Origin of the sequence: Falsihalocynthiibacter sp. S25ZX9 (genome assembly GCF_041205405.1) — a bacterium.
Taxonomy (GTDB): Bacteria; Pseudomonadota; Alphaproteobacteria; order Rhodobacterales; family Rhodobacteraceae; genus Falsihalocynthiibacter; species Falsihalocynthiibacter arcticus.
In genome coordinates this window covers 269,636-283,087 of the sequence record NZ_JBGFCD010000002.1, presented here as the reverse complement: position 1 = coordinate 283,087, position 13,452 = coordinate 269,636, and the positions used below count along the sequence as shown (strand labels likewise).

Annotated in this window: 15 protein-coding genes; all 15 read left to right on the top strand. The window is 56.2% G+C overall.

Translation table 11 applies throughout. The features are described from left to right. Positions 1-63: 63 nt before the first annotated feature. The 15 genes from AB9F29_RS03500 (at position 64) to nuoF (ending at position 13,450) form a co-directional block, all read left to right on the top strand. Positions 64-1,044 carry an NAD(P)H-dependent flavin oxidoreductase gene (locus AB9F29_RS03500; RefSeq protein ID WP_369754601.1) on the top strand — a complete coding sequence of 327 codons (981 nt, stop codon included), beginning with the start codon at positions 64-66 and terminating at the stop codon, positions 1,042-1,044. Further along, complete coding sequence (locus AB9F29_RS03495) at positions 1,045-2,994, top strand: biotin carboxylase N-terminal domain-containing protein (RefSeq protein WP_369754600.1); 1,950 nt, start codon at positions 1,045-1,047, stop codon at positions 2,992-2,994. Then, positions 2,991-3,650 (top strand): glutathione S-transferase family protein, encoded by a 660-nt coding sequence (locus AB9F29_RS03490; RefSeq protein WP_369754599.1) that lies wholly within the window; start codon positions 2,991-2,993, stop codon positions 3,648-3,650. Before AB9F29_RS03495 ends, AB9F29_RS03490 begins: the two co-directional genes overlap by 4 nt. Further along, complete coding sequence (locus AB9F29_RS03485) at positions 3,647-4,510, top strand: hydroxymethylglutaryl-CoA lyase (protein WP_369754598.1); 864 nt, start codon at positions 3,647-3,649, stop codon at positions 4,508-4,510. Before AB9F29_RS03490 ends, AB9F29_RS03485 begins: the two co-directional genes overlap by 4 nt. Then, positions 4,503-5,285 (top strand): crotonase/enoyl-CoA hydratase family protein, encoded by a 783-nt coding sequence (locus tag AB9F29_RS03480; protein WP_369754597.1) that lies wholly within the window; start codon positions 4,503-4,505, stop codon positions 5,283-5,285. The genes AB9F29_RS03485 and AB9F29_RS03480 overlap by 8 nt, the downstream gene beginning before the upstream one ends. A gap of 49 nt (positions 5,286-5,334) precedes the next feature. Next, positions 5,335-6,108 (top strand): hypothetical protein, encoded by a 774-nt coding sequence (locus AB9F29_RS03475; protein WP_369754596.1) that lies wholly within the window; start codon positions 5,335-5,337, stop codon positions 6,106-6,108. Between the two features lie 230 nt (positions 6,109-6,338). Continuing rightward, positions 6,339-6,704 carry an NADH-quinone oxidoreductase subunit A gene (locus AB9F29_RS03470; RefSeq protein WP_039000547.1) on the top strand — a complete coding sequence of 122 codons (366 nt, stop codon included), beginning with the start codon at positions 6,339-6,341 and terminating at the stop codon, positions 6,702-6,704. Next, positions 6,695-7,228, top strand: coding sequence for an NADH-quinone oxidoreductase subunit B family protein (locus AB9F29_RS03465; protein ID WP_335586298.1), 534 nt, complete (start codon positions 6,695-6,697; stop codon positions 7,226-7,228). Before AB9F29_RS03470 ends, AB9F29_RS03465 begins: the two co-directional genes overlap by 10 nt. A 5-nt stretch (positions 7,229-7,233) precedes the next feature. Next, the gene (locus AB9F29_RS03460; protein ID WP_039000545.1) at positions 7,234-7,845 is read left to right on the top strand and encodes an NADH-quinone oxidoreductase subunit C; all 612 of its coding nucleotides are present in this window, start codon (positions 7,234-7,236) and stop codon (positions 7,843-7,845) included. Positions 7,846-7,847: 2 nt separating this feature from the next. Continuing rightward, positions 7,848-8,747, top strand: a complete 900-nt coding sequence (locus AB9F29_RS03455) for a sulfotransferase (protein WP_369754595.1) — start codon at positions 7,848-7,850, stop codon at positions 8,745-8,747. A 3-nt stretch (positions 8,748-8,750) separates the two neighbouring features. Then, positions 8,751-9,959, top strand: a complete 1,209-nt coding sequence (locus tag AB9F29_RS03450) for an NADH-quinone oxidoreductase subunit D (RefSeq protein WP_369754594.1) — start codon at positions 8,751-8,753, stop codon at positions 9,957-9,959. After that, entirely contained in the window at positions 9,959-11,020 is a 1,062-nt protein-coding gene (nuoE, locus tag AB9F29_RS03445; RefSeq protein WP_369754593.1) for an NADH-quinone oxidoreductase subunit NuoE, read from the top strand. Before AB9F29_RS03450 ends, nuoE begins: the two co-directional genes overlap by 1 nt. Positions 11,021-11,167: 147 nt before the next feature. After that, positions 11,168-11,887, top strand: coding sequence for a hypothetical protein (locus tag AB9F29_RS03440; protein WP_369754592.1), 720 nt, complete (start codon positions 11,168-11,170; stop codon positions 11,885-11,887). A gap of 3 nt (positions 11,888-11,890) precedes the next feature. Beyond that, positions 11,891-12,115 carry a DUF5337 domain-containing protein gene (locus tag AB9F29_RS03435; protein WP_369754591.1) on the top strand — a complete coding sequence of 75 codons (225 nt, stop codon included), beginning with the start codon at positions 11,891-11,893 and terminating at the stop codon, positions 12,113-12,115. Positions 12,116-12,154: 39 nt separating this feature from the next. Beyond that, positions 12,155-13,450, top strand: coding sequence for an NADH-quinone oxidoreductase subunit NuoF (nuoF, locus tag AB9F29_RS03430; protein ID WP_369754590.1), 1,296 nt, complete (start codon positions 12,155-12,157; stop codon positions 13,448-13,450). Positions 13,451-13,452 lie beyond the last annotated feature (2 nt).

The window sequence follows — 13,452 nt, the reverse complement described above, 5'->3', positions numbered from 1 at the left end:
GGGGACTGGAGGGGGCGACCACAAGATATTGTGGGGTGCGTTGGAGAGAAGGGACGACATCAGATGGCACGGATTACAACACGATTGACCGAAAAATTCGAGTTGGACACGCCCATTATTTCGGCGCCCATGGCCTTTGCTGCGGGGGGCGAATTGGCGCGGGCGGTGAGTCTGGGTGGTGGGCTTGGATTGATCGGCGGAGCTTATGGCGATCCGGATTGGGTGGACGCGGAATTTGCCAAGGCGGGCGATGCCAAGGTTGGAGTTGGGTTCATCACGTGGAAGCTTGCCGCGCATCCGCAGGTTTTGGAGCAAGCCTTGGAGCGCGCCCCAGCGGCGGTGTTTTTATCCTTTGGCGATATCGCGCCGTATGTGGATCGCGTGCATCGTGCGGGCGTTGCGTTAATTGCGCAGGTGACAACATTGGCCGATGCGCAGGCGGCCTGTGGCGCGGGCGCGGATGTGATCGTGGCGCAGGGGTCCGAGGCGGGAGGCCACGGCGAGGCCCGCGCGACGATGACGCTTGTGCCCGAAGTTGCCGATTGGGTGGCGCGCAATATGCCCCATGTTTTTGTCGTTGCGGCGGGGGGCATTGCCGACGGGCGCGGCCTTGCGGCAGCGTTGATGTTAGGGGCGCAGGGCGCGGTGATTGGCTCGCGGTTTTGGGCCAGCGACGAGGCCATGGTGCATCCAAAGATGCATGCGGCGGCGATGGCGGCGACAGGCGATGACACGATCCGTTCCTCGGTAATGGATGTGGCGCGGCATTTGAAATGGCCGCCCAGATTTACCGCGCGGGTGCTCAAAAATGCGTTTACCCGCCAGTGGCACGACGATTTGGACGGGTTGCTTGCGGTGGCGCAGGTCGAGGCCGAAAAATGGCGGCGTGCATGGGAGGCGGGGGACGTGGAGGGGGCGAACACTTTTGTGGGGCAAGCGGTTGGTTTGCTTCACGATATTCGCCCTGCGGCCCAGATAATTGAAAATATAACAGATGAAGCGGCCACCCTTTTGGGGCATGGGCCTGCATTTATGGAGGCCTGAATGTTTGGCAAGATTTTGATTGCGAACCGTGGGGAAATCGCCTGTCGGGTCATGGAAACGGCCCAAAAGATGGGTGTTCGGACGGTTGCGGTTTATTCCGATGCTGATGCGGGCGCGCGGCATGTGGCCTTGGCGGATCAGGCGGTTCACATTGGAGGGTCCGCCCCAGCGCAGAGTTATTTGCGCGGCGATGTGATCATTCAGGCGGCGCTGGAGACGGGGGCCGAGGCGATCCATCCGGGGTACGGGTTTTTGTCGGAAAATCCAGAGTTTGTGGAGGCTGTAGAGGCGGCGGGGCTGGTGTTTATCGGGCCTTCGGCCGCGGCGATCCGCGCGATGGGTCTGAAGGATGCGGCGAAGGTTTTGATGATTGAGGCGGGTGTGCCCGTGGTGCCGGGGTATCACGGTAAAAATCAGGACGCGGCGTTTTTGGCCAAGGAGGCCGCCGCCATCGGCTGGCCCGTTCTGATCAAGGCGGTCGCAGGCGGCGGGGGCAAAGGCATGCGTCTGGTTGAAGCGTCCGAGGGTTTTTTCGACGCATTGGAGAGCGCGCGCAGCGAGGCTTTGGCAGCGTTTGGCAATTCGGATGTGTTGATCGAGAAATACGTGACGGCGCCGCGCCATATCGAGGTGCAGGTGTTTGGCGACGGGGTAGAGGCGGTGCATCTGTTTGAGCGCGATTGCTCGTTGCAGCGGCGGCACCAGAAAGTGATTGAGGAAGCGCCTGCGCCCGGAATGACGGCGGCTGTACGCGCGGCGATGGGGGCGGCGGCAGTGAAGGCGGCCAAGGCGATTGGCTATGCGGGGGCGGGGACGATCGAATTTATCGTGGATGGGTCAGGGGGCCTGCGCACGGACGGGTTTTGGTTCATGGAGATGAACACGCGCCTTCAGGTGGAGCATCCTGTGACCGAGGCGATCACGGGTGTGGACTTGGTGGAATGGCAGCTGCGCGTTGCCGCGGGCGAAGGGCTTCCGGCCGTGCAGGAGCACCTGTCGATCCAAGGGCATTCGTTCGAAGCGCGGCTCTATGCAGAGGATGTGCCTGCTGGATTTTTGCCAGCGACGGGACGACTTGCGCACCTGAGTTTTCCGGATTTTGCGCGGGCGGACACGGGGGTGCGCGGGGGCGACGAGATCTCGCCGTGGTATGATCCGATGATTGCCAAGCTGACCACGCATGGCGCGACCCGCGAGATTGCCTTGGCAAAGTTGGAGCGGGCGTTGTCGGCAACGCAAGTGGCGGGTTTGGTGACGAATTTGGCGTTTCTTAAGGCGCTCACACGGCATGCGGGGTTTAAGCGCGGTGAGGTTGATACGGGGCTGATCGGGCGGGATTTAGCGGCGTTGACGGTTGAGCCGATTGCTTGTTCGCGCACGCGTTCGCTGGCGGCCATTGGGTTTGCGGGGCTTGCTGAGGGCACATCCACCGAGACGGGATTTGCACTTTGGGAGCGCGTTCCGCAGGAGGTTGCGTTTGCCTACCGCGAGGAGATTGTGGCGGCGCGAGTGACGACCTTGGGTGCGGGACGGTTTGATGTCTCTATTGCCGATACAACCCATAATGTTGAGCACAAGGGCGATCAGTGGTGGATAGATGGTCAGAAAACCGGAGCGCAGATCATGCGGTTTGGGGATGAGTTGAGTGTGTTTTTTGGCAATACCTATGTGTTTGAGGCGATTGATCCTTTGGCGCGCGGGGGTCAGGAGGGGCCTGCGGGGGATATTGTTTTCGCGCCGATGCCCGGATTGGTGAAGGCTGTTTTTGTCAAGGCGGGAGCGGTGGTCGTGCAGGGCGAGCGGTTGGCGATTTTGGAAGCGATGAAAATGGAGCACTCCTTATTGGCGACGCGGGACGGCGAGATTGCGGAGGTTTTTGTGGCTTCTGGGGATCAAGTTGTTGCGGGTGCGCCGTTGATTGCGGTTGAGGAAGAGGCGGGCGAGGCATGATCCGGCTCCATCACGCGCAGCAGACCCGCTCTATGCGCAGCCTTTGGCTGTTGCACGAATTGGGCGTTGAGTTTGAGGTTGTGGAGCACGCGTTTGGCAAAAATCTGCGCTCAGAGAAGTATTTGGCGCTCAATCCGGCGGGGCGGGTGCCTGCGCTGGAAGTCGACGGCAGGGTGCTTTTTGAGACGGGGGCGATTACGCAGTACTTGTGTGAGGTGTTTCCCGAGGCGGGGCTTGGCCGCGAGATGGGCAGCGGCGAGCGGGCCGATTGGCTGGTTTGGGTGCATTTTAGCGAAACCATTAGTCAGCATGCGGCGGCGCTTACGCAGCAGCATATTGCGTTGTACGAGGATTGGATGCGCAGCCCGATTGTGATGAAGCTTGAGGCCGCACGCATTGGCAAATGTTATCAGGCGTTGGAAGAGCGTCTGGAGGGGCGCGAGTTTATTCTCGACGGCGGGTTTTCTGCGGCGGATATTTCATTGGGGCAGGCGCTTTATATGGCGGTGCATTTCAAATCCTTGGAGGGGTTTGGGAACGTTAAGGCATGGTATGAACGGATCACGGCGCGGGCGGCGTTTCGGGCAAGTTTACCGCCAAAGGGCGCGACGCTTTTGTATCCAGAGGAATTTTATCCCGTACAGGAAGTAACATGATGGACCGCGCAGAGGTTTTTGAAGTCGGACCGCGAGATGGGTTGCAAAACGAGAAGGTGCAGATCGCGACACGGGACAAGATCGCTTTGGTGGATTGCCTGAGTGGTGCGGGGTTTCGGCGCATTGAGGTCGCGAGTTTTGTCAGTCCGAAATGGGTGCCACAAATGGCGGATTCAGCGCAGGTTTTGGCAGGGATTGCGCGTCGGGCGGGTGTTTCCTATGCGGCGTTGACGCCCAATATGCGCGGATTTGAGGGGGCTGTGGCGGCCAAGGCGGATGAGATTGCGATTTTTGGCAGCGCGTCTGAGGGGTTTTCGCAGGCCAATATTAACTGTTCTATTGCGGAGAGTCTTGCGCGGTTTGCGACGGTTGCAGAGGCGGCACGCGGCGCGGGCATTCCGGTGCGGGGGTATGTGTCTTGTGTGGTGGAGTGCCCCTATGATGGCGCGACCGCGCCGGCGTCTGTGGCGCGGGTTGTGGCGCAATTGCTGGCGATGGGATGCTATGAGGTGTCGCTGGGCGATACCATTGGGCGGGGCACGCCCGAGGCTGTGGACGCGATGTTGTCGGCGGTGCTTGAGGTTGCCGATGCGCGGCATTTGGCGGGGCATTTCCATGATACGTCTGGGCGGGCGCTGGAGAATGTGACTGTGGCGCTTGAGCGTGGTTTGCGGGTCTTTGACGGCGCGGTTGGCGGACTGGGCGGGTGTCCTTATGCGCCCGGAGCTGCGGGGAATGTAGCGAGCGAGGCTTTGGCGCGGCATTTGGCGGCGTTGGGATATGAAACGGGTTTGAACATGGACGTTTTGGCCGAGGCCGCCGCAATGGCGCATAGGATGCGAGGAGACAGCCATGTTTGAGACCATAGCGATTGAGACGGACGGGCGCGGTGTGGCGACGCTGACGTTGAACCGACCTGATAAACACAACGCGCTTTCGGCGCAGATGATTGACGAGGTCACGCGGGCCGCAGGCATGCTCGGCGCGGATGACGCAGTGCGGGTTGTGGTGCTCACGGGGGCAGGGCGCAGTTTTTGTGCGGGGGGGGATTTGGGCTGGATGCAGCAACAGATTGCCGCCGATGGTCCGACGCGTCGACGTGAGGCCGCGAAGCTCGCCTATATGTTGCAAGCGCTCAATACGATGCCCAAACCGTTGATCGGGAAAATTCAGGGCGCGGCGCTCGGCGGTGGCATTGGGATGGTCTGTGTTTGCGATATTGCGATTGGGGTGGAGGGCGCGAAGTTTGGCCTGACGGAGACCAAGCTGGGTCTGATCCCCGCGACGATTGGGCCCTATGTGTTGGCGCGGATGGGCGAGGCGCGCGCGCGGCGGGTGTTTATGAATGCGCGGATTTTTCAGGGGGCCGAGGCGGTGACGCTGGGGATTTTGGCGCGGGCGGTGGCGGTGCAGGAATTGGACGCGGCAGTTGAGGCCGAGGTCGTGCCCTATTTGGCCTGTGGGCCGAAATCGGTGGCGGCGGCGAAGGCTTTGGCGCGCCAGTTTGGGCCGGTGATTGATGCGGCGGCGATTGACGCGAGTATTGATGCGCTGATTGCTTGTTGGGACGGGGCGGAGAGCGCCGAGGGGATTGCGGCGTTTTTTGAGAAGCGGGCGGCGGCTTGGGTTGTTTGAGGGACACGAGCGTTTAAGGTTGAGGAGGCGATAAATTTAAGGGGTGGATATGAAGTGGAAGTTTTTGGCCAATTTTCCGGCCGGTTTGTTTTTTGGATGGTGCGCCGCGAACATATACTGGATTTGTATCAACGATTTTGTACGAGATGTTGGCCTAAAGTATTGGATGTACGGTGTCTCGGCTACGATTACTTTAGCTGCCTCGGGCTTGGCTGTGTTGGGCGTTTTATCTGGGATAGAAAATCAGCAAGTTATTAACACGGAAAATCGAGCTAAAAAGCTTTTGGCCGAGAGGGCATTTCTACCTTTAGCGCTTAGCCGTCTAACGGAAGTTTGTCAGGTAGGGCTAGACTACAGTTTAAACTTGGATGCCATGATAACAGATTCGTCGCGTAGCGAAGTTCTGAAAGATGTAGAGCAAAACCTTGTGCTTTCCGATGAAACGGTGGCTACTCTGAAAGCGGTTCTGGAGCACTCTGATGACGAGATGGTTTGCAGACACATTTCTGTAGTTCTCAAAGAGTACCAGATTTTTAGAGCGAGATTGCTTGGGCGCGTTTCGGATGAAATAATGATCCACACTGAAGGAAATATCAAGGAATCTGTCATTTCATGGGTATACTTGCAGGCCTTAGTTGGAAGGGTTTTTGACTACGCAAGAGGCGAAATTGTAGGGCAAATAGTGCCTTTGGACTTGAGGGCCTTCGAGAGCGCCATTGGTAGTGTTTGGTGGTCCCAAAATGCGGCGAGAACTGTTCGCTTTAATTCGGTGGAAGAGCAAGTAACCAGTTTTGCAAAGAAGTATGTCAAAATCTTTCACTGATGATTGATGAATAAAAGAGGAATCCAAAAAAGGCTCTCGATTTTATTCAGACTATTTTTGTAGGGTATTCGTCGCCACGGATGTCGGAAGGCGATTTCAAGTGTCTGTGACAATTAATCCGCAAAAACAGCGGTAAAGAACCCGTACGCTCGGTTGACCAAGCCATTAGGCAAGAGTAAACCACCATGAGCTAAAAGGCATAAATCAACACGCCTTCAAAGGAGCCAAACGTGGAAGAGCTACTTTCAGAATACCTCCCCATCCTTGTTTTCTTGGCGATTGCCGTTGCGTTGGGGATCGTTTTGATTCTCGCGGCGGTGATCCTTGCGGTAAGGAATCCCGACCCTGAAAAAGTGAGTGCGTATGAATGTGGCTTTAATGCCTTTGACGACGCGCGGATGAAATTTGATGTGCGGTTCTATCTTGTCGCCATTCTTTTCATCATTTTCGACCTTGAAATTGCATTTCTGTTCCCTTGGGCGGTGGCGTTTAAGGATGTCGGGATGGTTGGGTTCTGGTCGATGATGGTGTTCCTTGGGGTTCTGACCATCGGCTTTGCCTATGAATGGAAGAAGGGGGCGCTGGAATGGGCCTAAGTACATCTGAAAACACGGCGGGCGTTGATAAAGACGTGGCAGCCGCGGCTTTGAATGCGGAGCTTCAAGATAAAGGCTTTTTGCTCACCTCCTCCGAGGATATTATCAATTGGGCCCGCACAGGCTCGCTGCACTGGATGACCTTCGGGTTGGCCTGTTGTGCGGTTGAGATGATGCACACGGCGATGCCGCGTTACGACGTGGAACGCTATGGGTTTGCGCCACGCGCCAGCCCGCGCCAGTCGGACGTGATGATTGTGGCGGGGACGTTGACCAATAAAATGGCGCCTGCGTTGCGCAAAGTTTACGACCAGATGCCCGAACCCCGCTATGTGATCTCGATGGGGTCCTGTGCGAATGGCGGCGGATATTATCACTATTCCTATTCGGTTGTGCGCGGATGTGACCGCATCGTACCGGTTGATATCTATGTTCCGGGATGCCCACCCTCCGCCGAGGCGTTGCTTTATGGTATCCTGCAATTGCAACGCAAAATCCGCCGTACTGGCACGATCGTAAGGTAGGCCTGATGTCTGAAGCTCTGAATGAACTTGGTGCGCTCCTTGAGTTAAACCGTCCCGATTGCGTGATTTCCTATGCGGTTGAGCACGGCGAATTGACGGTAAACGTTGCCCCTGCGGCGCTTGTGGGTCTGGTGGAATACCTAAAATCGGATCGCAATTGCCGTTTTTCGACCTTGGTTGATATCACGGCCGTTGATTACCCAAGCCGCGAAAAGCGGTTTGATATGGTGTATCATTTCCTCTCGATGTACCAAAACCACCGCATCCGATTGCGTGTGATGGTACGCGAGGACGAGATGGTGCCGTCGATCGTTCCTGTCTATCCAGCGGCGAATTGGTTTGAGCGCGAAGTCTATGACATGTTCGGCATTCTGTTTGCGGGGCACCCGGATTTACGCCGTATTTTGACGGACTACGGGTTTCGCGGCTTTCCGCTGCGCAAGGATTTCCCGACAACGGGCTATACCGAAGTGCGGTACGACGAAGTTGAGAAACGCGTTGTCTATGAGCCGGTAAGCCTCGTTCAGGAATACCGTCAATTTGACTTCATGTCGCCATGGGAGGGTGCGGAATACATCCTGCCGGGGGACGAAAAATCACCTGAGGCTAAAGGCTAATAATGGCGCAAGAGGCGACACTTTTGTACGGGGTAGGAGCGACCAAGTCTGGCACGACTTGGCTGCACGACTATCTTGTGTCGCATCCCCAAGCCGTGACGCCGCCACGCAAAGAATTGCACTATTTCGACAGCCTGTCGGGGGAAGTTGCGTTTTCCCTCGAAGGCATGCAGGCAACCATCGGTTCTGAAATCCAATCGTTGCAAGATCGCTTGTCCAAAGCCCCCGCCGATAATAAACGCCCCATTTTGCGCCGCATTGGCCGCTTGGAAGATTTGCGCGCGATATATGTGCAGGGCGGCCCCGAGGGGCTTGAGGTCTATCGTCGGTATTTCGCATCTGAAATCGCACGCACGGGGGCCAAGGTTGCCACTGATATCACGCCTTCCTATGGCATGTTGTCGGATACGTGGTTTGCGCGCCTTGTCACGGCGATGCCGGTCACGCGGTTTGTTTATGTCATGCGGGATCCCGTGGATCGTTTGTGGTCCAACATTCGGATGAATTCCAATAACAAAGCTAAAGAGGGCGAGTCCGTTGCCGAGCTTTGCATGAATACGGTTGATCGCCTGCTTGTGAAGGGCCGCCATGGCACGCTTGAGCGGAGCAACTATGCCGCGACCCTTGATAAGCTGGAGCGGCATGTGCCCGAAAGCAATCGCTTGGTGATGTTTTTTGAGAATATGTTCTCGCAAAACATGATGGATATCTTTTGTAAGTTTTTGGGTATCTCTGAACATCCTGCGAAGGTCGGTCGCCCGTCCTATGTTGGCATTGCTTTACGACTTGATGACGCACGACGCCGAGGGCTCGCTGAGCTGCTCGCGCCACAATACGCTGCCGTAGAAGCGCGTTTCGGGGCTCTTCCCGACCGCTGGCAGCAGAATATGACGAAGGTGTAAGATATGGACGGAAATTTCGAAGACGCGCTTACGGGCGAACAGAAAATCCGCAACTTCAACATCAACTTTGGGCCCCAGCACCCTGCGGCTCACGGCGTGTTGCGTCTTGTTCTGGAGCTTGATGGCGAGATTGTTGAGCGCTGTGATCCCCATATTGGCTTGCTGCATCGTGGCACCGAAAAGCTGATGGAAAGCCGCACCTATCTGCAAAATCTGCCGTATTTCGACCGGCTGGATTATGTGGCCCCGATGAACCAAGAACACGCATGGTGTTTGGCGATCGAGAAGCTGACGGGCACGGTTGTGCCGCGTCGCGCCAGCCTGATCCGTGTGCTCTATTCCGAAATTGGCCGTATCCTTAGCCACCTGTTGAACACCACAACACAGGCGATGGACGTTGGCGCCCTTACGCCGCCACTTTGGGGTTTTGAAGAGCGCGAAAAGCTGATGATTTTTTACGAACGGGCCTGTGGCGCTCGCCTGCACGCGGCCTATTTCCGCCCCGGTGGCGTGCACGTGGATTTGCCCCCTGACCTCATTGAAGACATCGACGCGTGGACGCATACTTTCCCGCAAGTCCTCGCTGATATTGATGGATTGCTGACGGAAAACCGTGTGTTTAAACAGCGCAACGTTGATATCGGTGTTATCTCCCAGCAGGACGCCCTTGATTGGGGTTTCTCTGGGGTGATGGTCCGTGGGTCTGGCATGGCGTGGGATTTGCGCCGCAGCCAACCCTATGAATGTTACGACGAGTTTGAGTTTGACATTCCAGTTGGCAAAAACGGCGACTGCTATGATCGGTATTTGTGCCGGATGCAGGAAATGCGCGAAAGCATCAAGATCATTCGCCAAGCTTGTGAAAAGCTGCGCAATGAGCCGGGCGATGTGCTCGCACGTGGCAAAATCACGCCACCAAAACGCGGTGATATGAAAACCTCGATGGAGGCGCTCATTCACCACTTTAAACTTTATACCGAAGGGTTCCACGTTCCTGCGGGCGAAATCTATGCCTGTGTTGAAGCGCCTAAGGGCGAATTCGGCGTGTTCCTTGTGGCGGATGGCAGCAACAAACCCTATCGCGCCAAAATCCGCGCACCGGGCTTTTTGCACCTGCAAGCTATGGACTATGTGGCCACGGGCCATCAACTGGCCGATGTGGCCGCAATTATCGGCACGATGGACGTCGTGTTCGGGGAGATCGACCGCTAATGCTTCGCCGTCTACATAAAATCCAACCCGAGAGCTTTGCCTTCACCCCTGAAAATCAGATTTGGGCCGAAGCACAGATGACCAAATTCCCCGAGGGCCGTCAGGCGTCGGCGATCATTCCAATCTTGTGGCGTGCCCAAGAGCAAGAAGGCTGGATCACCCGTCCGGCGATTGAATATGTGTCAGATATGCTTGGCCTTGCGTATATTCGCGGCCTCGAAGTGGCGTCGTTTTACTTTATGTTCCAGCTCCAGCCTGTTGGCTCTTTGGCGCATATCCAGATTTGTGGCACCACGTCTTGCATGATTTGCGGCGCCGAGGATTTGGTTGCTGTTTGCAAGGAACTTATCAGCGAGAAACCCCATGCGCTCTCAGAAGATGGCAAGTTTTCGTGGGAAGAAGTTGAGTGCCTTGGTGCCTGCGCGAATGCGCCAATGGCCCAAATCGGCAAAGACTACTATGAGGATTTAACGGCGGATAAATTCCGCGCGCTGATGGCGGATTTTGCGGCGGGTAAAGTTCCTGTTCCCGGTCCGCAAAACGGCCGCTATGCAGCAGAGCCTTTGTCCGGTTTGACGTCGTTGACGGAATACGACAGCGGCAAAACACAGTATAACGCCAGCGCGCAGCTTGCTGTGGATCATGGCGATACCATTAAGCGGATCGACGGAACCGAAGTGCCGTTGCTCACACCTTGGTTGGGTAAATCCACGACGGCGAAGAAGCCTGCCGCCAAGAAAGCAGAGGCTCCCAAAGCCACTGCCGCTCCGAAAAAAGCCGAAACTGCAGCCGAAACCGTTACCGTTGCCGAGAAAAAACCACGCACCATGACCGCGCCACGCAAAGCCGGTGCAGATGATTTGAAATTGCTCAGTGGAGTCGGACCGAAGCTGGAAACCACGCTCAATGAACTTGGGTTTTTCCACTTTGACCAAATAGCAAAATGGGGCGCAGAAGAAGTGTCATGGGTTGACGCGCGCTTGAAGTTTAAGGGGCGTATCGAACGTGATGGCTGGATAGAACAAGCAACTGCTTTGGCTGCGGCTTCCGACAAGAAATAGAATTTTCGAAACCTTCCTGAGGTAAGAGACATTAAATGACAAAAACGACTGCATATTCAAACCTTTCCAACACGGCCCTTTGGGGCCGTGCGCGGGTAGGGTATGGTTGTTTGAAGTGTTCTGTAGTCAATTCTAGGGGAGAGTTTTATGTCTGATCGAAACAAAGAGAGCCTGTTTAGTTGTCCCAATCTCTGTTGGATGATTGCCGTGGTTCTCGGTTTTGCCGCCTTTATGGTTGCACTGTCGAAACTAGAGCAGGGCGCGTTTATCTCGATGCTGGTTGGGATCGTCGTGTTTTTTGTGGCGGGCTGGCTTTTGGGCAAGGTTTTGTGTTCGGCGTCTGAAGCACCGACTCAAACAGCGACGGCAAAACCTGTCGTGACACCGCAACCCGTTTCTGAGGCGCCAACGGCGTCGGAAGCGCCGGTTGTTGTGGAACTTGACGTGAAGCCGTCGCCTTTGGTGCGTGAAGAAAAGCTTGCGACGAGTAAGGCCACGTTGAAAGACGACGCTGAGAAGCCTACTCCAAAAGCACCTAAAGCCAAGGCTACTCCTGCGGCCCAAAAAACAGTCGTGCCTGAAAACGTGTCGGAGACAAAACCGCGCACGATGAAGGCGCCCCGCAAGGCAGGGGCAGATGATTTGAAACTGCTCAAAGGGGTTGGGCCAAAGCTTGAGCAAACGCTGAACGAGCTTGGATTTTTTCATTACGATCAAGTCGCTAAGTGGAGTGATGCAGAAATTGAATGGGTCGATGCGCGGCTCCGGTTCAAAGGGCGCATTGAGCGCGACGGTTGGATCGAACAAGCAAAAATCCTCGCTGGCGGCGGGGAAACGGAATTTTCCACACGCGGTAAAAAGGCGTAAGGAATGGTAAAAAAGGCCCCAGATTCAGAGGGTTCCTCTCAGGCAAAATCGCGCCTTTTGGCGCTGGTGATTGCGGGTTCGGGAATTTTCTGGGTTGTGGGGCAAGCGTTGGGAACAAAACTCGGCTGGACGCAAAGCACGCGCCTGCTGATTGATCTCTTCGCGATGGCGGGCTTCTTTTGGGGGCTGGTTGTTGGACTACAAATTTGGCGCGCGCGCCAGGGTTAATAACGGCTGTGACTTTACAGCAATTGAAGGATGATGCGGATGCTCAAGGATCAAGATCGGATCTTTACCAACCTATACGGCATGCACGATCGCAGCCTTGCGGGCGCTCAGGCGCGCGGCCATTGGGATGGCACGGCGGGTATCATCAAAAAGGGCCGCGATTGGGTTGTGACTGAAGCCAAAGCCTCTGGCCTTCGGGGGCGTGGTGGCGCGGGCTTCCCGACGGGTCTTAAGTGGTCATTCATGCCTAAAGAGAGCGATGGTCGCCCTAGCTATCTGGTGATCAACGCCGATGAATCCGAGCCCGGAACCTGTAAGGACCGCGAGATCATGCGCCATGATCCGCACACATTGATCGAAGGAGCGCTGCTCGCCTCTTTCGCAATGGGTGCCCACGCGTGCTACATCTATATCCGTGGCGAATTTATTCGCGAGCGCGAAGCGCTGCAAAGCGCGATTGATGAATGTTATGACGCGGGCTTGCTTGGTAAAAATGCGGCGAAATCCGGTTGGGATTTTGACCTGTATCTGCACCACGGGGCAGGGGCGTATATTTGCGGCGAAGAAACCGCGCTGCTTGAAAGCCTTGAGGGCAAGAAAGGCATGCCGCGGATGAAGCCGCCATTCCCTGCGGGCGCGGGCCTTTATGGGTGCCCAACAACGGTGAACAACGTGGAGTCGATTGCGGTTATCCCGACGATCCTGCGCCGTGGCGCGGATTGGTTTAGCTCAATGGGTCGCCCGAATAATTCGGGGACGAAATTGTTTGGCATTTCTGGCCACGTGAATAACCCCTGTGTGGTCGAAGAAGAAATGTCGATCCCGTTGCGCGAATTGCTTGAAAAGCATTGCGGCGGTGTGCGCGGTGGTTGGGACAATCTTAAGGCGGTTATTCCGGGTGGATCTTCGGTTCCACTTTTGCCAAAAGATATTGCGAACGAAGCCCTGATGGATTTTGACTGGCTGCGCGAGCAACGGTCGGGTCTGGGGACGGCGGCGGTGATCGTGATGGATCAGGACACCGATGTGATCAAAGCGATCTGGCGTCTGAGCAAATTCTATAAGCACGAAAGCTGTGGCCAATGTACGCCGTGCCGTGAAGGTACGGGCTGGATGATGCGGGTGATGGATCGTTTGGTCAAAGGCACCGCCGAAATTGAAGAAATCGACATGTTGCTGGATGTGACGAAACAGGTTGAGGGTCACACGATTTGTGCGCTCGGCGATGCGGCCGCTTGGCCGATCCAAGGTCTTGTGCGCCACTTCCGCAACGAGATCGAAGATCGCATCAAACACCAAAAAACCGGCCGTGTTTCGGCAGTGGCGGCGGAGTAAGA